Annotated in this window: 20 protein-coding genes; 6 read left to right on the top strand and 14 right to left on the bottom strand. The window is 59.7% G+C overall.

The genetic code is table 11. The features are described from left to right. Window positions 1–80: 80 nt before the first annotated feature. Window positions 81–464, bottom strand: a complete 384-nt coding sequence (locus tag ACWGZX_RS17785) for a hypothetical protein (RefSeq protein WP_452624812.1) — start codon at window positions 462–464, stop codon at window positions 81–83. Between the two features lie 147 nt (window positions 465–611). On the opposite strand from ACWGZX_RS17785, the gene ACWGZX_RS17790 reads away from it, so the two are divergent. Both ACWGZX_RS17790 and ACWGZX_RS17795 read left to right on the top strand, forming a co-directional pair. Beyond that, window positions 612–809: a cation transporter gene (locus ACWGZX_RS17790; protein ID WP_452624813.1), complete on the top strand. Its 198-nt coding sequence runs from the start codon at window positions 612–614 to the stop codon at window positions 807–809. A gap of 232 nt (window positions 810–1041) precedes the next feature. Next, complete coding sequence (locus ACWGZX_RS17795; protein WP_452624814.1) at window positions 1042–2238, top strand: multidrug effflux MFS transporter; 1197 nt, start codon at window positions 1042–1044, stop codon at window positions 2236–2238. An 8-nt stretch (window positions 2239–2246) separates the two neighbouring features. Here the strand turns inward: ACWGZX_RS17795 and ACWGZX_RS17800 are convergent, their stop codons facing one another. The 3 genes from ACWGZX_RS17800 to ACWGZX_RS17810 all read right to left on the bottom strand — a co-directional run bounded on the left by ACWGZX_RS17800 (window position 2247) and on the right by ACWGZX_RS17810 (window position 3908). Next, entirely contained in the window at window positions 2247–2417 is a 171-nt protein-coding gene (locus ACWGZX_RS17800; RefSeq protein WP_007947681.1) for a hypothetical protein, read from the bottom strand. A 150-nt stretch (window positions 2418–2567) separates the two neighbouring features. After that, window positions 2568–3581, bottom strand: coding sequence for a zinc-binding alcohol dehydrogenase family protein (locus ACWGZX_RS17805; RefSeq protein ID WP_223520960.1), 1014 nt, complete (start codon window positions 3579–3581; stop codon window positions 2568–2570). 33 nt (window positions 3582–3614) lie between these two features. Continuing rightward, entirely contained in the window at window positions 3615–3908 is a 294-nt protein-coding gene (locus ACWGZX_RS17810; RefSeq protein ID WP_452624815.1) for a putative quinol monooxygenase, read from the bottom strand. A gap of 118 nt (window positions 3909–4026) precedes the next feature. On the opposite strand from ACWGZX_RS17810, the gene ACWGZX_RS17815 reads away from it, so the two are divergent. Both ACWGZX_RS17815 and ACWGZX_RS17820 read left to right on the top strand, forming a co-directional pair. After that, on the top strand, window positions 4027–4956 hold the full coding sequence (locus ACWGZX_RS17815; RefSeq protein WP_452624816.1) for a LysR family transcriptional regulator: 930 nt from the start codon (window positions 4027–4029) through the stop codon (window positions 4954–4956). A gap of 316 nt (window positions 4957–5272) precedes the next feature. After that, entirely contained in the window at window positions 5273–6007 is a 735-nt protein-coding gene (locus ACWGZX_RS17820) for an ArsR/SmtB family transcription factor (RefSeq protein ID WP_223520954.1), read from the top strand. Window positions 6008–6151: 144 nt separating this feature from the next. Here the strand turns inward: ACWGZX_RS17820 and ACWGZX_RS17825 are convergent, their stop codons facing one another. The 3 genes from ACWGZX_RS17825 to ACWGZX_RS17835 all read right to left on the bottom strand — a co-directional run bounded on the left by ACWGZX_RS17825 (window position 6152) and on the right by ACWGZX_RS17835 (window position 9395). Further along, window positions 6152–7105 (bottom strand): adenosine deaminase, encoded by a 954-nt coding sequence (locus ACWGZX_RS17825; RefSeq protein ID WP_223520952.1) that lies wholly within the window; start codon window positions 7103–7105, stop codon window positions 6152–6154. Window positions 7106–7187: 82 nt separating this feature from the next. Next, window positions 7188–8153, bottom strand: a complete 966-nt coding sequence (locus ACWGZX_RS17830; RefSeq protein WP_452624817.1) for an isopenicillin N synthase family dioxygenase — start codon at window positions 8151–8153, stop codon at window positions 7188–7190. 159 nt (window positions 8154–8312) lie between these two features. Next, entirely contained in the window at window positions 8313–9395 is a 1083-nt protein-coding gene (locus tag ACWGZX_RS17835) for a BMP family ABC transporter substrate-binding protein (RefSeq protein WP_452624818.1), read from the bottom strand. Window positions 9396–9716: 321 nt separating this feature from the next. On the opposite strand from ACWGZX_RS17835, the gene ACWGZX_RS17840 reads away from it, so the two are divergent. Further along, window positions 9717–10805: a calcium:proton antiporter gene (locus ACWGZX_RS17840; protein WP_223520947.1), complete on the top strand. Its 1089-nt coding sequence runs from the start codon at window positions 9717–9719 to the stop codon at window positions 10803–10805. A 123-nt stretch (window positions 10806–10928) separates the two neighbouring features. Here the strand turns inward: ACWGZX_RS17840 and ACWGZX_RS17845 are convergent, their stop codons facing one another. From ACWGZX_RS17845 to ACWGZX_RS17855, 3 genes are all read right to left on the bottom strand, one after another. Continuing rightward, the gene (locus ACWGZX_RS17845; protein ID WP_452624819.1) at window positions 10929–12287 is read right to left on the bottom strand and encodes an 8-oxoguanine deaminase; all 1359 of its coding nucleotides are present in this window, start codon (window positions 12285–12287) and stop codon (window positions 10929–10931) included. A gap of 257 nt (window positions 12288–12544) precedes the next feature. Next, on the bottom strand, window positions 12545–13231 hold the full coding sequence (locus ACWGZX_RS17850) for an SDR family oxidoreductase (protein WP_452624820.1): 687 nt from the start codon (window positions 13229–13231) through the stop codon (window positions 12545–12547). Between the two features lie 25 nt (window positions 13232–13256). Next, a complete protein-coding gene (locus ACWGZX_RS17855; RefSeq protein ID WP_007945909.1) occupies window positions 13257–13607 on the bottom strand; it encodes a MerR family transcriptional regulator in 351 nt (116 codons plus the stop codon). 82 nt (window positions 13608–13689) lie between these two features. Between ACWGZX_RS17855 and ACWGZX_RS17860 the strand changes: the two genes are divergently transcribed. Next, on the top strand, window positions 13690–14121 hold the full coding sequence (locus ACWGZX_RS17860) for a hypothetical protein (protein WP_452624821.1): 432 nt from the start codon (window positions 13690–13692) through the stop codon (window positions 14119–14121). 74 nt (window positions 14122–14195) lie between these two features. Here the strand turns inward: ACWGZX_RS17860 and ACWGZX_RS17865 are convergent, their stop codons facing one another. The 4 genes from ACWGZX_RS17865 to ACWGZX_RS17880 all read right to left on the bottom strand — a co-directional run bounded on the left by ACWGZX_RS17865 (window position 14196) and on the right by ACWGZX_RS17880 (window position 18919). Next, a complete protein-coding gene (locus tag ACWGZX_RS17865) occupies window positions 14196–15122 on the bottom strand; it encodes an ABC transporter permease (protein WP_452624822.1) in 927 nt (308 codons plus the stop codon). Then, window positions 15122–16228, bottom strand: a complete 1107-nt coding sequence (locus ACWGZX_RS17870) for an ABC transporter permease (RefSeq protein ID WP_452624823.1) — start codon at window positions 16226–16228, stop codon at window positions 15122–15124. Before ACWGZX_RS17870 ends, ACWGZX_RS17865 begins: the two co-directional genes overlap by 1 nt. An 11-nt stretch (window positions 16229–16239) precedes the next feature. Then, window positions 16240–17805 carry an ABC transporter ATP-binding protein gene (locus ACWGZX_RS17875; RefSeq protein WP_452624824.1) on the bottom strand — a complete coding sequence of 522 codons (1566 nt, stop codon included), beginning with the start codon at window positions 17803–17805 and terminating at the stop codon, window positions 16240–16242. A gap of 532 nt (window positions 17806–18337) precedes the next feature. After that, on the bottom strand, window positions 18338–18919 hold the full coding sequence (locus tag ACWGZX_RS17880; protein ID WP_452624825.1) for an IMPACT family protein: 582 nt from the start codon (window positions 18917–18919) through the stop codon (window positions 18338–18340). Window positions 18920–18921: the final 2 nt, after the last annotated feature.

The raw sequence follows: 18921 nt of genomic DNA on the forward strand, positions 1-18921 counted from the left end.
TCGCGAAGCGGTGTATCAGTCGACCTCTACGCAACTGACACACCGCTTCGCGAGCAGGCACGCTCCCACAACGGATTTCTTCAGTAGTCGAGGACGGCGGGCTTGAGGTACATCCCTTCCTGCGACATCGCAATCCGGTACTTCAACACATCCCCTGCCTTGAGGACGATGTTCTGCGCGCCCGGTACGAGCATGCCCGGGTTGCAACCCGGCACTTGGCCCGGCAACAGTTTGAGGCGCAAGGACACATTGCCAGGCGGCAGGTTGAACAACGTGCTTTGCTCCTGGAACAGTCGTGCAGCCAGTTCATCCTGGATGTACACACCGATCTCGCAGGAGGTTGAAACTTCCAGGCGCTCGCGGGAAATGATCAGTACGCCATAGTTCTCCCCGGCGGCGTGAACCGAAGGTATCGCGGCAAAGAGGCTGAGGAAGCCAAACAGGCTGAGAGCTGACCAGCGCATGGCTGAATCTCCTGAATTCGAGTCATTGATGCCCGCAGCTTGGCCGAGCGCGACGCCGATTGCCAGCCCGGCAATTTGTTCAAGAACTTGACCTTGCCATGGTGGCAAGCTCGAGACTGCTCGCAACCTCATGAAAGGAGCCACACCATGCAAGTGTTCAACGTTCAGGGCATGTCTTGCGGTCACTGCGTCAAAGCCATTACTCAGGCGCTGCAAGCCAAAGATCCGGCGGCCAGTGTGCGGGTCGATCTGGCCGCCAAGGAAGTCGGGGTTGAAAGCGCGTTGACGGTTGAGCAAGTGATCGCCGCGATCACCGAAGAAGGTTACGAGGCGAAAATCGCCTGACCCAGCGCAATCCCCTGTAGGAGCGAGCTTGCTCCGGGCGGCGTTCCGACGAAAGCGGTGTGTCAGACGACAACAATGCTGAATGACACACCGCCTTCGCGAGCAAGCTCGCTCCTACAGGAGTTTGCATTCATTCAGGGGTTTTTGTTAGTTAGCAAGCTATCGTAATGTTCAAGACGTTCATGCACGGCTAGACTGTTGGCCTGACGACTCATGTCCAACTGGATGCCTGATGAACTTCCGTACCATTTTGATTCTTGGCGCCCTGAGCGCTTTCGGCCCGCTGGCGATCGATTTCTATCTACCGGCCTTCCCGGCAATGGCGCTCGCTTTCGGCACAGACGAAAAACACGTGCAACTGACACTGGCGGCGTATTTCCTCGGTTTGTCGATTGGTCAACTTTTCTACGGCCCGGTTGCCGATCGTTTCGGGCGGCGTATTCCGTTGCTGACCGGGGTCGGTTTATTCACCCTTGCTTCGCTGGCCTGCGCGTTTGCGCCAAACCTTGAATGGTTGATCGGCGCACGTTTTGTCCAGGCGTTAGGCGGTTGCGCGGGGATGGTGATTTCCCGTGCGGTGGTCAGCGATAAATGCGATGCCGTGGGTTCTGCGAAAGTCTATTCGCAACTCATGCTGGTCATGGGTCTAGCGCCGATTCTCGCGCCGATGCTCGGCGGCTTGTTGGTCAACACCACGGGTTGGCAGTCAATTTTTCTGGCGTTGACCGGTTTCAGTGCCTTGGCCGCATTGGCCGTGGCGCTCGGGTTGCCGGAAAGTCTGCCCGCGCATGTACCGCGTCAGCCGTTGTCGGGCGCTTTCAGGCAGTACGGTCGCCTGTTGTCGGATCGGGTCTATCTCGGCCACGCCCTGACGGGTGGCATCGCCATCGCCGGGATGTTTGCCTACATCGCCGGTTCACCGTTCGTGTTCATCAAACTCTACGGTGTACCGGCCGAACATTTTGGCTGGCTGTTCGGCACCAATGCGGCGGGGTTCATTCTGGTGGCGCAAGTCAACGCACGATTGCTGGCCAAGCGTGGCCCGGCGTTCTTGCTGGCACGTGCCGTGTGGGTTTACCTGATCGCCGGCCTGACACTGCTCGCCGTCAGTGCGCTGCGCCCCGAGCAACTATGGCCGTTGCTGATTCCGCTGTTTATTTGTATCTCCAGTCTCGGCTGCATCCTTCCCAACGCGTCAGCGTGTGCCATGAACGGGCAGGGCGCTCGCGCCGGCAGTGCATCGGCGATGCTCGGCTGCCTGCAATTCACCGTCGCGGCCGGTGCCGCTTCGCTGGTCGGTGTTTTACACGATGGCAGTGCCATGCCGATGGCGATGGTCATCAGCTTGTGCGGAGTGTTGGTGGTGAGCATGGCGATGCTCACCCGTCGCTTGCAAACTGCCCGGACGTTGGCGCAAGCCCGGGTCTGAGGGCGGGCTCAGCCAGCAGCGCGCTGCTGGTGACCGGGAATTTGATGGGGGGCGTACAGGCGTGCTTCGAGGGTTCGGGTAAAGGCCAGTGCTTCGGCTTCGCTGCGGAATGTCACGGCAAGTTGGTCCAGACGGACTTGCCATTGTGATTTAGCCACTTCTTTTATCAGGATCTTCATTGCTGATCTCTCCTCTCGTAAAAGCTACTACGTAAAGAATATTCCGCAGAGGATTCGATTGTAGACCCGAATACGATCGCTATTATGACGGAGGTCAACTCTCGGACTGACGGTGTCGTCCCCGTCAGGACGACACTGTTTCATCTTGTTTCAGAACCCTTCCAGCACAATTTTGCCCTTGGCTTTGCCACTCTCCAGCAGCGCATGCGCACGGCGCAGGTTGGCCGCGTTGATGGTGCCGAAGTGCTCGCCGACCGTGGTTTTCAGTGTGCCGGCGTCGATCAGCCCGGCGATGCGGTTGAGCAAATGGTGTTGCTCAATCATGTCTGCGGTTTCGAACAGCGAGCGGGTGTACATGAACTCCCAGTGCAGTGACAGGCTCTTGCGTTTGAGCTTGGTCACGTCCAGCGACTTGGGATCATCGATCAACGCCAGTTTGCCTTGCGGTGCCAGCGCCTCGACCAATTGGTCCAGGTGATGATCGGTTTGGGTCAGGCTGGCGACATGGGTCACGTAATCCACACCGGCACGCTTGAGCTCCTCGCTCAGCGGTTGGCTGTGATCGATCACCAGGTCGGCGCCCAATTCACGTACCCAGCTCTGGGTTTGCGGACGGGAGGCGGTGCCGATGACGTTGAGCCCGGTGAGCTGACTGGCCAATTGCGTAAGGATCGAACCCACGCCACCGGCCGCGCCGACGATCAGCAAGCGCTGGCCTTCATCGGTGTTGCCTTCGCGCACTTGCAGGCGTTCAAAGAGCAACTCCCAGGCGGTAATGGCGGTCAGCGGCAGCGCGGCGGCTTCGGCGAAACCGAGGGTTTTGGGCATGTGGCCAACGATCCGCTCATCCACCACATGGCGTTCGCTGTTACCCCCCGCGCGGGCGATGGAGCCTGCGTAAAAGACCTTGTCGCCGACCTTGAACAAGGTCACTTCGCGGCCGACGGCCTTGACCACACCGGCCACGTCCCAACCCAGTACCTTGGCCACGCCTTCTTCAGGCTGGACGTTCTGGCGGACCTTGGTGTCCACCGGGTTGACCGAGATGGCTTTGACGTCCACCAACAGGTCGCGCGGACCGGCAACCGGTTCTGGCAGCTCGATGTCTTGCAGGGATTGTTCGTCGCTGATCGGTAACGAACTGTAGTAAGCAATGGCTTTCATCTAGGGAGTTCCTGAAGGTAATAAAGGAAGGAGTCAGGCCACGGTACGCAGGCGCTTGAGGTCGAAATGTTCGAGAAAGTCGCCGGCCTTGGCGCGGAAATTCTGGATGTGGGCGCTGGCGTCATGCGCTTGCAGGGCTTCGTCGCTGCTCCACTGCTCGATCATGTAAAAGGCCTGCGGGTTGGCGAGGTCCTGGTGCAGATCGTATTGGCCGCAACCGGCCTCGGCGCGGGTCGGTTCGACCAAGGCACGCAGGTGCTGTTCAAGAGCGTCTTGCTGGCCGGCTTTGGCGATGAGGGTGGCAATGGCGGTAAAAGGCTGGGACATGGACGACTCCGGGAGCGTGATGAATTTGATGGGGCAGATGATTGGCTATTTCGCAGCAAGATAAAACCCGCTAAAAGAGCAGTCTCTTTCAATATTTTTTTGATAATCGAGGCTGAAGATGCTGCGTTTCGATGACTTGCAGCTGTTCGTCCGGGCTGCGGACCTGGGGAGCCTGTCGGCGGCGGCGCGGGTGATGGACATGTCGGCTGCGGTGGCCAGTGCGGCCTTGAAGCGCATCGAACAGCAACTCGGCGCGCGTTTGCTCGCACGCTCCACCCGCAGCCTGCGCCTGACGGCCGAAGGCGAGGGCTTTCTGGAATATGCCCGGGCAGCCCTGAGCAATCTGGATGAAGGGCGCCGATTGCTGGCCAGTGGTCAGGATCAGGTCAGCGGGATTCTGCAGCTTTCGGCACCGTCGGACTTTGGCCGCAACCTGTTGCTGCCATGGCTGGACGAGTTTCAGCGTGAGCATCCGAAACTGACCGTCCGGCTTCTGCTGGGTGACCGCATTGCCGACCTGTTCCGCCAACCGGTCGACATCGCCCTGCGCTATGGCGAACCGGAAGATTCAAGCCTGGTAGCGCTGCCCATCGCCCCGCAGAACCGCCGGGTACTGTGCGCCGCGCCGAGTTACCTCGCCAGACAGGGCGAGCCACGGCAGCTGGAGCAACTGGCTCAGCACAATTGTTTATTGTTCATGCTCGGCGGCCGGGTCCACGATCACTGGAGTTTCCGTGACGGCAAGCGCGAAGTCGGCCTGACCGTCAGCGGTGACCGGTTTAGTGACGATGCCGATGTGGTGCGGTTGTGGGCCGTTGCAGGCGCAGGGATCGCTTACAAGTCCTGGCTCGATGTTGCCGCCGATGTGCTCGCCGGGCGGCTGAAAGTGCTGATGCCAGAACTGCTCTGTGAGCGCGCACCTCTGAATTTGCTGTGCGCCCATCGCGCACAATTGAGTAAGCCTGTGAACCTGTTACGGGAAATGCTTGCCAGCCGATGCGCTCATTTAAGCAGCCAATTTCCGACGATATCGGGCATCGATCATTAGTCGCAGGTAAATAGCGAAATTTCTGTCAGCAACTATCAGCACCCACGGTTTCTCAAGGGCAGGATCCGGCGGTCAACCCGCTTATACTAGCGCCCGCCTCATGTACGCACCGTCGATCTCGCGATGGCGAGTCCGCGTTCCAGTCGGCATGGCCCTCGCTCAATCACCCGACCTTCGCCCTGGCTGCGAAGCCTTGGCATAGGGGCGTGGAGGGCTTTGCCCGACTTATGGCGGTTTCCGCGGCTTGGCCGACAACACATTACTGGTCAAGATGTCTCTGAGCAGCAGACGAAACGATTCAACAGGGAGTGAATACATGGAACATGCACCTTGCATCAGCCAGATCGCCACGTTGCTGGCTGACCCAAAGCGCAGCGCAATGATGTGGGCCTTGATGGACGGCACGGCGCGGCAAACCGAAGAGCTGGCATTGTTGGCCGGCCTGTCACCCTCTTCGGCCAGCGCACACCTGGGACGATTGTCCGCAGGCGGTCTGTTGAGAGTTGAAATCCGTGGGCGAAAGCGATTTTTCCGCTTGGCGGCCCCCGAAGTCGGCGCGGCTATCGAGGCATTGGCCAGTGCGACCCTGGCCAGTACCCCCCGAGAGGTCCCGGATGTTTTCAAACGCCCCAATCCCATCGCCAAACCTCAGACGGCGCCTTCGTCACTGCTGCGAGCCAGACTGTGCGACGACCATCTGGGAGGCACCTTGGCCGCGGACCTTTACCAGCGGTTGCTGGATGCAGGCTGGATCGAACAGATCGATCAGCGGGTCATGATTACCCACAAAGGTTCCACCCAGTTGGCGACACGAGGTGTATTCATCCAGGCGCTGGCGCATCGCAACAGCCGGGTGGCCTGTGCCTGTCCCGACTGGAGCGAAAGACGCCCGCACATGGGCGGCTCACTGGGCGCGGCGCTGTTGCAACTGTTCATGCAGTCGGGCTGGTTGAGCCTGCCCAACGAATCCCGTGCCTTGCAGATCACTGCCGCTGGGCAGCGTGAAATCCATCGCTTCGCCAAGGAAACCGAGCTGGAAATGGCGCTTTAGGGATGAAGCAACATCCAGCCAATGTGGGAGCGAGCCGGCTCGCGATGAGGTTGTGTCAGTCGAAATGAATAGTGTCTGACACATAGCTTTCGTCGGAACGCCGCCCGGAGCCGGCTCGCTCCCACAGTGGGGATGCGGTGTGGCTTATGGCTTGACCAATCTGGCATCCAGGCTGTTTTGCGCCAGGCGCTTGGCCTGATCCTGAGTCATGCCCAAATCGGTGTACAGCGCATGGAAGTTCTCGGTCACATACCCGCCGAAGTACGCCGGGTCATCGGAGTTCACGGTCACTTTCACGCCACGCTCCAGCATGTCGAGGATGTTGTGCTGGGACATGTGATCGAACACGCAGAGTTTGGTGTTCGACAATGGGCACACGGTTAGCGGGATCTGCTCGTCGATGATCCGCTGCATCAAACGCTCGTCTTCGATGGCGCGGACGCCATGGTCGATGCGCTGGATTTTCAGCAGGTCGAGGGCTTCCCAGATGTATTCGGGCGGGCCTTCTTCACCGGCGTGAGCGACGGTCAGGAAGCCTTCGTGACGGGCACGGTCAAACACGCGCTGGAACTTGCTCGGCGGGTGTCCCATTTCCGAACTGTCCAGGCCCACGGCCACAAACGCATCGCGGAACGGCAGCGCCTGATCGAGGGTTTTCTGTGCTTCTTCTTCGCTCAAGTGGCGCAGGAAGCTCAGAATCAAACCGCTGGTAATGCCCAGTTGCTGCTCGCCGTCCTTCAAGGCGGCAGCGATGCCATTGAGCACCACTTCGAACGGTACGCCACGGTCAGTGTGGGTTTGCGGGTCGAAGAACGGTTCAGTGTGAATCACGTTCTGCGCCTTGCAACGCAGCAGGTACGCCCAGGTCAGGTCGTAGAAATCCTGCGAGGTGCGCAACACGTCGGCGCCCTGGTAATACAGGTCGAGAAATTCTTGCAGGTTGTTGAAGGCGTACGCTTTGCGCAGGGTTTCGACGTCGCTCCACGGCAGGGCGATCTTGTTGCGTTCAGCCAGGGCGAACAGCAGCTCAGGCTCCAGCGAGCCTTCGAGGTGCAAATGCAATTCTGCCTTGGGCAGGGCGTTCAGCCAGTCGTACATAGTCTTTTCTCATCAGGTGCAGATGGCGAGCATTCTACAGATGCCCGTGGAAACAATTTGCAAAACCTGACCAGCCGATTCATCACACCGCGTCCTGTTCCCGTCGATAGGCGTAGGTATCGGCGAAGCGCGAGAGCAGGAATTGCGCGCAGGTGGTGGCCGGGTATTTCGCCGGGTGCAGTTCATCCTGACAACCGGGCAGGCATTCGATGCGTGTGTCGGGGTGTGGCTCGGCGAAGAACGGCATCGAATAACGGTCCACGCCCAACGGGCTGATTACCCGGTGTGGCGTCGACAGATAACGGTCGTTGCTCCACCGCGCCATCATGTCACCGAGGTTGACCACGAACGTGCCGTCGATCGGCGGTGCGTCGATCCATTCGCCCTTCACGTTGCGAACTTGCAGGCCACCGGCAGCGTCCTGGTACAACAGGGTGATGCAGCCGTAATCGGTGTGAGCGCCGGCGCCTTGTTGTTCGGCGGAACTGGCGGTGTGGCGTGGTGGGTAATGGATCATCCGCAGTACGCTGACCGGTTCGTTGAAACGGCTGTCGAAAAAATCGCGCTCGATGCCCAGTGCCAGCGTCATCGCGCGCAACAGGGTTTGGGCGAGGGCCTGCATGTCGACGTAGTGCTGTTCCATCAGCGCTTCCCAGCCGGGCAGCGAGGGATGGCGGTTAGGGCCGCGCAAAGGTTTTTCCGCCAGAACTTCCGGGTGATCGGCCGGCAGGTGCAGGCCCATGTCGAAGGTTTCCTTCAGATCGCTGGGTTTGCTCGGGTCGAGTTGCTCGGTGGCGATGGCGCCGTAACCGCGGTGGTGGCGGGTTTGGGTGATGTCGATCTTGAGCTTTTCGGCGGTGGGTTGGGCGAAGAAGCGTTGGGCTTGGTCGAGAACGGCGTTGATGCGCGATGGAGAAATCGGGTGACCCTTGATGTAGAAGAAGCCCCATTCGCTGCAGGCGCGGTCGATCTCGGCGGCGACGGCTGGCCAAGCGTTTTGGTCATCGCTGTAGAGCGGGGCGATGTCGATGATCGGGAGTTGGTTCATGCACAGTCCTTGAGAACACTGAAAAACTAATGTAGGAGCGGCGGTGCGACGATTCGACTTGCTCGCGAAGGGGCCAGCACATTCAACATCGCTGGCGACTGACCCACCGCCTTCGCGGGCAAGCCCGCTCCTACAGGTACTGTGTACTGATAGTGGAAACTACTTCGGAATATCGGCCTTCATGCCTTCAACGTAGTAGTTCATCGACGCCAGTTCCGCATTGCTGGCCGTCGCGCCCAGCGCAATTTTCTCGACACCTGCCTGATCCTTGATCGGCCCGGTGAAGGGGTGGAACGCGCCGCTCTTGATGTCCGCAATGATCTGCTCGGCTTCGGCTTTCACCGACGCTGGAACCAGTTCACTGATCGGCAGTTCAACCGTACCTTCCCTCAACCCGCCCCAGTAATCCTGTGATTTCCATGTGTGTTCGAGCTCGCTTTGGGTCGCTTGAATATAGTGTGGACCCCAGTCGTTGACGATGGAGGTCAATACCGCTTTCGGCCCGAAGTGCGCCATGTCCGACGCGTAGCCGACGGCATACACGCCACGACGTTCTGCCGCCTGGATCGGCGCCGGGCTGTCGGTGTGCTGGAACACCACGTCTACGCCTTGGTCGATCAGCGCGTTGGCGGCGTCCGCTTCCTTGCCCGGATCGAACCACGAGTTGACCCACACCACCTTGATCTCGGTGCCGGGGTTGTATTTGTTCAGGGCCAGTTGAATGGCGTTGATGTCGCGGATCACTTCCGGGATCGGAAAGGAGGCGACATAGCCGATTTTTTTGGTCTTGGTCATCTTCGCCGCGAGGAAGCCGCCGACGTAGCGACCTTCATAGGTGCGCGCCAAATAGGTGCCGAGGTTCTTGTCCTGCTTGTAGCCAGTGGCGTGTTCGAAGGTGACTTTGGGAAATTGCTTCGCCACTTTCAGGGTCGGGTTCATGTAGCCGAATGACGTGGTGAAGATCAGGTCGTAGTTGTCCTTGGCCATGTTGCGGATCACCCGCTCGGCGTCGGCGCCTTCGGCGACGTTCTCCACATAGTTGGTGGTGATCCGGTCGCCGAATTTTTCAGCCAACGCCTTACGCCCCTGTTCATGCTGATACGTCCAGCCGTGGTCACCGATCGGACCGATGTAGACGAAGCCGACTTTCAGCGGGTCGGCGGCGCTGGCGGTCAGGCTGGCGCTCAGACCGATGGCTGCGGCGACGGCGCAAAGCAGCTTCTGCAACGGACGTTTATGCATGAATTCGAACTCCATGTTGTTGTGAGGTTGGCAGGGGCAATGCAAATTGCTGACCAAAAAGACAACAAAAGTCGAAATCGCGTAACGGCCATCGTGGGCAAGCCTTGCTCCTACAGGTTAGTGTCGGTCGCGAGATTGGGGGCACCACAAATACTGTAGAAGCAAGACTTGCCCGCGATGAGGCCCGCAAGGCCGATAAAAGTGCATGACCTGACGCGGCTGCCATCCCCTGGTGCGCTAAGGTGTAACGAAACGTTAGCGCCGCACCGCAGTCAGTAGCTCATCACTCTGCTTTCGCTCCACTGCGCAAAAAGGCCCGCAATGCTCACACTCCTCAAACAAGAAACTTTTCTGCTGCTGGCCGTCCTCGCTGCCGTCGTCGCATACCCGCTGGAGCACTGGATGCTCCACAGCGGCCAACCCGTCGCGCTGGCCGCCGGCCTGGTGCTGATCGCCTTCATTGTCGCCGCCTCCATGCGCGTCGCCCATCATGCCGAGTTGCTGGCGGAAAAAGTCGGCGATCCTTACGGCACGATGATCCTGACGTTGGCGGCGGTGCTGGTGGAAGTGGTGATCCTGGCGATCATGATGAGCAACGAAGCCTCGTCTACCCTGGTGCGCGATACGATTTACTCGGCGGTGATGCTCGACATCAACGGCATCCTCGGCCTGGCCGCGTTGATGGGCGGGCTCAAGCACGGCGAGCAGTCCTACAACGATGATTCGGCGCGCACCTACAGCGTGATGATTCTCACGGCCATGGGGGTGTCGATGGTGGTGCCGGAGTTCATTCCCGAGGCCAACTGGAAGATTTATTCGGGCTTCACCATCGGGGCGATGGTCGTGCTCTACGCCCTGTTCCTGCGGATGCAGGTCGGGCCGCACAGCTACTTTTTCAGCTACAGCTACCCGGAAAAACGCCGCAAGAAAGTTCCGGAGGAGGAACCTGAATCGGTCAATCTGGCACTGAGTATTGGCACATTGGTATTTGGCGTGGTGGTGATCGGCGCATTGGCCGAGGTGATGTCCAAAACCCTCGATCTGGGGCTGGAAGGGACGGGCGCACCGCCGGTGATTACGGCCATTCTGGTGGCGGCCATTTCCGCAGCGCCGGAGATTCTGACCGCATTGCGTGCAGCATTGGCCAACCGCATGCAGTCGGTGGTCAACATCGCCTTGGGCGCGTCACTGTCAACGGTGATCCTGACGGTGCCGGTGATGGAAGCGATGGCGCTCTACACCGGCCAGCCGTTTCAAATGGCGATGACCCCGGTGCAGACGGTGATGATCTTCCTGACCTTGATCGTCAGCGCGATCAACCTCAACGATGGCGAAACCAACGCCATCGAAGGCATGACCCACTTTGTGCTGTTCGCGACATTCATCATGTTGTCGCTGCTCGGCCTTTAAGAACTTCGTAGAACCTGTGGGAGCGGGCTTGCCCGCGATGAGGTCATCACATTCAACATCTCTGTTGGCTGACAGACCGCCATCGCGGGCAAGCCCGCTCCCACAGGTTTGATGTGTGTTGTATCAGGTGCCGGCAATCAACTGCCGAGCCGCTTGGCTGTGATCAGCAATCAGGCCTTTGAGGTCCAACCCTTCAACCTGCCCATCGATCACTCGCCACTTGCCGCCGACCATCACCCGATCCGCCCGATCCGCGCCGCAAAGCAGCAACGCCGACACCGGATCATGGCTGCCGGAGAAGCGCAGCTCATCCAGTTTGAACAGCGCCAGATCCGCCTGCTTGCCGACCGCCAGTTCGCCGATATCGGTACGGCCCAGCAAGCTCGCCGAGCCCTTGGTCGCCCAACCCAACACCAGTTCCGGGGTGATCTTCTCGGCGCCATAACGCAGGCGTTGAATGTAAAGTGCCTGACGGGTTTCGAGCATCATGTTCGACGCATCGTTGGACGCCGAACCGTCCACACCCAGCCCGAGCAACGCGCCCGCCGCTGTGAGATCCAGCGTCGGACAGATGCCGGAAGCGAGGCGCATGTTCGAGCTTGGGCAATGGCAAATACCGGTGCCGGCCGCGCCGAGGCGGGCGATTTCGTCCGGGTTGAAGTGGATGCCGTGGGCTAGCCACGTACGTGGGCCGAGCCAGCCGACGCTGTCCAGATAATCCACGGTGCGCAGGCCGAAGCGTTGCAGGCAGAAGTCTTCTTCGTCGAGGGTTTCGGCCAGGTGGGTGTGCAGGCGCACGTCGAGCTTGTTTGCCAATTCAGCACTGGCGGACATGATTTCCGGAGTGACCGAGAATGGCGAGCACGGCGCCAGGGCGATCTGGATTTGCGCACCGTCACCGCGTTCGTGGTATTCGGCGATCAAGCGCTGACTGTCGTTGAGGATCACTTCGCCTTCTTGCACGGTCTGCTGCGGTGGCAGGCCGCCGTCCTTCTCGCCGAGGCTCATGGAACCGCGTGTCAGCATGGCGCGCATGCCCAGCTCGCGAACGCATTCGACTTGCACGTCGATCGCATTTTCCAGGCCTTCGGGGAACAGGTAGTGGTGATCGGCGGCGGTGGTGCAACCGGACAGCAGCAACTCGGCCAGCGCGACTTTGGTGGCGAGGGCGAGTTTTTCCGGGGTGAGGCGGGCCCAGACCGGGTACAGGGTCTTCAGCCACGGGAACAACGGCTGATTGACCACCGGCGCCCAGGCGCGGGTCAGGGTTTGATAGAAATGGTGATGGGTGTTGATCAGCCCCGGCAGGATCACATGCTCGCGGGCATCGAAGACTTGTCCACAGGGTGCGGACGGTTGCTGTCCGGCGGCGAGCACTTCGACGATCACACCGTCTTGCACAACCAGACCGCCACGGGCATCGAGGCCATTGGCAGTGAAGATCGCGAGGGGATTTTTTAACCAGGTACGGGATGCAGGCATGTTGGCCGGCTCCTCTGAAAGTTGGGTTCAGGGTTGCCAGCTCAGTGATTACCCTGTCTGCTGATCCAGGATCGCCGCGGGGGCGAGGTGCGGAGTTTCGGACAAAACGCTGTTCTGGGCAAGCCCGACCCGACCAGACAACACAAATCCCTGTAGGAGCCGGGCTTGCCCCGGGCGGCGTTCCGACGATGCAGGCACCTCGGTCTGTCAGCGAGACCGAGTTGATGCAATCGCGGGCAAGCCCGGCTCCTACATGTTTACCAGGGAATGGTTTCACCTCTGTAATTCACAAAATGATGCCCGCCCTTGCCGGTGTAGGCATTCACCTGATCCACCAAACCACGGGTACTGGTGTCCACATCAATGTCCGCACCTTCACCGCCCATGTCGGTTTTCACCCAGCCCGGATGCAACGACAGCACGGTGAGTTTTTGCTCGCCCAATTGCGTCACAAAGCTGTTGGTCATCGAGTTCAGCGCCGCTTTGCTGGCTTTGTACAGCGCCAGTTCCGGCGCGTCCGGCATGGTCACGCTGCCGAGTACCGAACTCATGAACGCCAGCACGCCGCTGTCCGGACGAATCTGCCCGATGAAACGCTGGGCCAGGTTAATGGGCGCCACGGCGTTGGTGAAAAACAGCTGGCCGATCTCGGCCAGCGTCGCGCCGCCCGGTATTTGAACGTCCGGGCCCTTGACCCCGGCATTCACGAACAACAGATCGAACATTTCATCTTTGAGCTGTTGGCTGAGGGCGATCACCGCTGGCTGATCGTCCATGTCGAGTTTCTCGATCCGCACATTGCCCAAGGCCCGTAGAGCTTCGGCGTTTTGCGGGTTACGCACGGTGGCGGTGACTTGCCAGCCGTCGGCCAGCAGAGTTTTCACCAGGCCGAGGCCCAAGCCCCGTGAGGCTCCGATGATGAGTGCGGTTTTTGCCTTGGACATGAGTAGCTTCCTTGAAAAAAGAGGATCACGGATTTAAAGGACAACGCTGGCCGAGTCGTTGCTGCAATTCACTGCGCAAAGCGCCCAGTTCAGCCATGCGGGTTTCGATCAGTTTGAGTTTGTCTTGCAGCAATTGCGTGACGGCGCTGTCTGGATCGGGTGACTGCCAGATTGCCGCGACGCTGTTGCCGATTTCGCCGAGGGTAAAACCCAGTCGCTGAGCGGTTTTGATGTACTGCACCAGTTGCACCATGTCCGCCGGGTAGTCGCGATAACCATTGGCGCTACGTTGCGCCGCGATCAATCCGCGCTGCTCATAAAAACGCAGCGTATCGCGGCTGACCGCGCTGGCCTGGGCTAATTCACCGATGCGCATAGTGGTGTCTCAAGAGGGCTTGACCTTGGAGCATACTCCAGGCTTTAGCCTTGTTGCTCCTCGAATGTCTGGAGCAGGGCCAATGTGGACTTCAACGCAATATCGCCGGGTGGTGCGGGGCAGCGCCTGGTATGACTTGATCGTGACGGCGGCGTTTGTCACGCCGTGGAGTTTTTCGGCATTACACGGAGTGTTGAAGGGGGTGAGCCAAGTCTTTGACTTGCCCGGCGAGTTGCCGGTTTTTGAGCCGATGCACATGCTAATGGCGAATCTGTTGGGCTCGATAGTGTGTGTCTGGGCGGTGCTGCGGATTCGGGATCCGCAGCAGGTGTTTGGGCGGTATGACGCGGTGGGACGGTTTCTGTTTTCGGCTTGGCAGCTTTATGCCTTGCTGCATGGGGCCAGTTCGTTGTTGGTGATTTTCCTGATCTTTGAATTGACGTGGGGCGTGGCTCAGGTGTTGCCTGTCAGGCAGCTTTCGCGAGCAGGCTCGCTCCCACAGGGGGCGGTGTGAACCCATAGTCCAAGGTTCAAACCGGGCCTTTGTGGGAGCGAGCCTGCTCGCGATGGGGCCAAGGCAGGCGACCGCTAATGTCCGCTCTGCCACGGCAGCCCCAACGAAACCGGCGCATACAACCGCGTACGCAGCGCATCCCGCGACAGCAGCACCAACACCACAATCGTCGCGACATACGGCAGCATCGCCAACAGGCTCGACGGAATCGCCAGCCCTAACCCCTGCGCCACCAAATGCAGGATGCTGGCGAGTCCGAACAGATACGCGCCCAGCAGCAAGCGCCACACCCGCCAACTGGCAAATACCACCAGCGCCAAGGCAATCCAGCCACGCCCGGCGCTCATGTTCTCGGCCCACATCGGCGTGTACGCCAGTGACAGATACGCCCCGGCCAACCCGGCCATCGCGCCGCCAAACAACACCGCCAGCGTACGCACGCCCAACACCGGCAAACCCATCGCGCTGGCCGCATCCGGGTTTTCCCCGACGGCCTGAATGATCAGCCCGACGCGGCTTTTCAGAATCACCCAGGCCACCACCGCAAACAGCACGAATGACAGGTACACCAGCAAATCCTGCGCAAACAACATCCGCCCGATCAGCGGGATTTCGTTCAAGTAGGGAATCGCCACCGGCTCAAAACCGGCTAGCGGTTTACCCACCCACGCCGCACCGACAAACGTCGACAGGCCCACGCCGAAGATTGTCAGCGCCAACCCGGTGGCCACTTGGTTGGCATTGAACACCAGCGCCACCACGGCAAACAGTGATGACAACAACATCCCGGCGAGCATCGCCAACAGCACGCCGAGCCACAGGTTGCCGCTGTTCAGCGCGACGATAAAACCGATCACCGCGCCAAACAGCATCATCCCTTCCTGCCCCAGGTTGAGTACGCCGCTTTTCTCGCAGATCAATTCACCCAGCGCCACCAACAGCAACGGCGTGCCGCAGCGGACCATGGCGTAGAAAATATTGCTCAGCAGATCGAGATCCATCACAGCGCTCCTGCATGTACGGCGGTGGCTGGTGCGCGACGGGCCCAGCGCATATTCAAACGAGGTCGGTAGAGAATCAGCACGTCGCTGGCCAGCAAGAAAAACAGCATCATTCCCTGGAACAATTGGGTGATGGCTTGCGGCAGGTTCATGCTCATCTGCGCGCTTTCACCACCGATGTACAACAACGCCATCAACAGGCTGGAAAACAGAATGCCGATGGGGTTGAGTCGTCCGAGAAATGCCACGGTAATCGCCGCATAGCCGTAGCCGGGCGAGACTTGCGGCACCAATTGGCCGATAGGCCCGGTCACCTCGCACACGCCGGCCAGGCCAGACAAACCGCCGCTGATCAACAGCGCCAGCCAGATCAAACGCTTCTCGCGGAACCCAACGAAACCCGCCGCGCGCTTGTCCAGCCCCAGCACTTTGATCTGGAAACCGACAAAGCTTTTCTGCAACAAGACCCAGGCAGCGACCAACGCCAACAAGGCGAAATACACCCCGGCGTGAACCCGACCGTCCTCCATCAATAACGGCAATCGGCTGAAATCACTGAACATCGCCGACTCCGGGAAATTGAACCCGGCCGGATCTTTCAACGGCCCATGGACACAGAACAGCAGCAGGTTCAGGGCGATGTAATTGAGCATTATGCTGGTGAGGATTTCGTTGGCGTTGAAGCGCGTGCGTAACCACGCAGTTAGCCCGGCCCACGCCGCACCGGCCAGGGTGCCGACCAGCAGGATCAGCACCAGTGCCCAGCGACTTTGCAGGTCGATGATGTTCACGGCCAAGGCACTGCCGGCCAGCGCGCCGAGCAGCAATTGACCTTCGGCACCGATGTTCCAGATCCGCGCCTGATACGCCACCGCGAGTCCCAGCGCGCAGAGCAAAATCGGCAACGCTTTGACCAACAATTCCGAGACGCCATACAGGTCGCTGACCGGCGCGATCAACAAGGTGTGCAAGGTGAGCAATGGATCGTGGCCCAATCCGATAAACAGCAATGAGCCACAGCCCAGCGTTAGCGCCGCCGCGAGCAACGGCGAGCACCAGAGCATCAGGCGCGATTGCTGGCCACGGGGTTCGAGAGAAAGCAACATTTGAAACTCCGTTAAACCGTTTCGGGGGCGAGTGATTGAGGGGCTTCGAACTGGCCGGCCATCCAGCCGCCGACGTCGATCAGGAGCGTGTCGACGGTTGCCTTGAGCGGCGATAGACGACCGCTGCACAAGGCGCCGAGGCGGTCGCTGATCTGGAACAATTCGTCGAGGTCTTCGGAGATCACCAGGATTGCGGCGCCGGCATCGCGCAAGGCAATGAGCGCGCGGTGAATGGTCGCGGCGGCACCGACGTCCACGCCCCAGGTCGGGTGCGCGGCGATCAGCAATTTGGGTTGCTGGAGGATTTCCCGGCCGAGGATGAATTTCTGCAAGTTGCCGCCGGACAGGCTGCGAGCTGGCGTTTGAGCATCGGGCGTCTTGACCCCGAAGCGTCGGATAATCTCTTCGGCCAACGCTTCGACCTTGCCGCGCTGAATCAATCCATTGCTGACCAACCCTTGTTGAAAAGCCGTGAGCAGCGCGTTATCCGCCAGACTCAACTCCGGCACCGCGCCGTGACCCAGGCGTTCTGCAGGAACGAAGGCCAGGCCGAGTTTGCGTCGCGCATCGGGTCGCAAATGAGCGACCGATTGCCCTCCGAAACTGATCCTTGCGCCGTCATTGCGGGTCAGTCGTTCTTCGCCACTCAGTAAGGCGAGCAACTCATCCTGACCGTTACCCGCGACACCGGCGATGCCGACGATTTCACCGCTGCGTACCTCAAGATCAACGTCCTTCAGTGAGCAGCCGAACGGATCTGGATTGGGCCAGGACAACCGGTTAACGGTGAGAAACGCAGCACCGCCCACCACCTTCGGATAGTCCGTAATCGTCTCGGCCGCTTCACCGACCATCAGCCGCGCCAGTTGCCGGTCCGAACATTTGGCTGGCAAGCAATGCCCGGCCACTCGCCCGCCGCGCAACACGGTGGCGCTGTGGCACAGCGCCCGGACTTCACCAAGCTTGTGGCTGATAAACAAAATGCTGCAGCCCTCGGCCGCAAGTCGGCGCAAGGTGACGAACAGTTCATCGGCCTCTTGCGGGGTCAGCACCGAGGTCGGTTCATCGAGAATCAGCAGGCGGATGTCTTGCATCAGGCAACGAACGATTTCCACTCGTTGCCGCTCGCCAATCGACAGGCTGTGGACAAGTCGCTCCGGCTCCAGCGCCATGCCATAACGTCGGGACACTTCACGAATCTTCGGTTCAAGCTGTTTCGGTGTGCCGGCCGTGGCGCCCATCGCCAGGGCAATGTTCTGCGCCACGCTCAATGTTTCGAACAGCGAGAAATGCTGGAACACCATGCCAATCCCAAGGCCACGGGCCTGGGCCGGGTTGCGCATGGTCACGCGTTGCCCTTGCCAGATCATCTCCCCGGAATCGGCGTGGGTGACGCCATAGATAATCTTCATCAGCGTACTTTTACCGGCGCCGTTTTCCCCGAGCAGGGCGTGAATTTCGCCAGGCGCAATCGTCAGGTCGATGGCATCGTTGGCCAGGCATCCGGGGTAGCGTTTACTGATCTTGCGCAATTGCAGGCGGGGCGTTTGATCGGGGATCGGCACGGGGTTGGGCATGACGGACTCGGGTCGATGGACATGATGCCTGTGGATAAAGCAATTTCCTGGCCATGTAGTCAGGAAAGCTGCTAATCCGCGCAGGTACAGTCCTCGGGGACAATGGGTTGCGACCCATCAACGGCGAATCAGGCACCACTTGAGGGCAGAGCTGTTGATCAGGCTCCTGTTTTGCTCGAGTTGAATTGGTTAAAAAATGAGCGGCTGTCTGCAAGCCATACCGGATAGGGAGTCGCGACAGTCATGAACGGGTTATCCACAGATTGCTCCACAGTATTTGTGCGCAAGCTCAAAGGTCGGGCATAAGCACTGTGCGGCTATCTTCTAAAGGTGATAACCCGCGCTAACTATTTGTTTTTACGTGAATTTAGTGTTGATGGTGGCAGATTGGACGAAAAGTGTACAAAGCCCGCAAACCCGCATGACAGAAGGGTTACAGGCACCTGTGCTCAGGTTATCCACAGCCGGGTGCACAGTAGATGTGGGCAAATTCCCAGCGTCGATGGAATAAGGGTGAACGTTGTTGGTGCACTCAGTGCTGCAACACAATGCGCCCACGACTCAAGTCCGCCAGCTGCGTTTGCAGGGTGTGGATCTGCGCTTTTCCAATCGCTAATTGCAGTTCGACGCCGTTGGCAGTGAAGGTTTCTTCCACGACCAAACCGCCCAGTTCCGCCACGCGAAGTTTCAGCAATGCGAGCTCACCAAAGGCGCAGGCGCAACTGACAGGCACTCGACTGATCAGCTCCACCTTTGGCGCCGCTTGCAGGCATTTGTTGGCGCCACCGCCATACGCCCGGGCGAGGCCGCCCGTACCTAGTTGAATGCCGCCGTACCAACGAATCACCAGCACCGCGACCTGGTCGCAATCCTGCGCTTCGATCGCCGCGAGAATCGGCCGGCCTGCGGTGCCGCCGGGCTCGCCATCGTCGTTGCTGCGGTACTGATCGCCCAGCTTCCACGCCCAGCAATTGTGCGAAGCATTCAAATCGCTGTGCTGTTCGATGACGGCCTGGGCGTCAGCAGGGCTTGCGATCGGCGCGGCGAAGGTGATGAAGCGGCTTTTGCGAATTTCTTCGCGGTACTCGCAAAAGTCGCTGAGGGTAAAAGGCATAA

This window comes from Pseudomonas sp. CLCA07 (assembly GCF_053615335.1).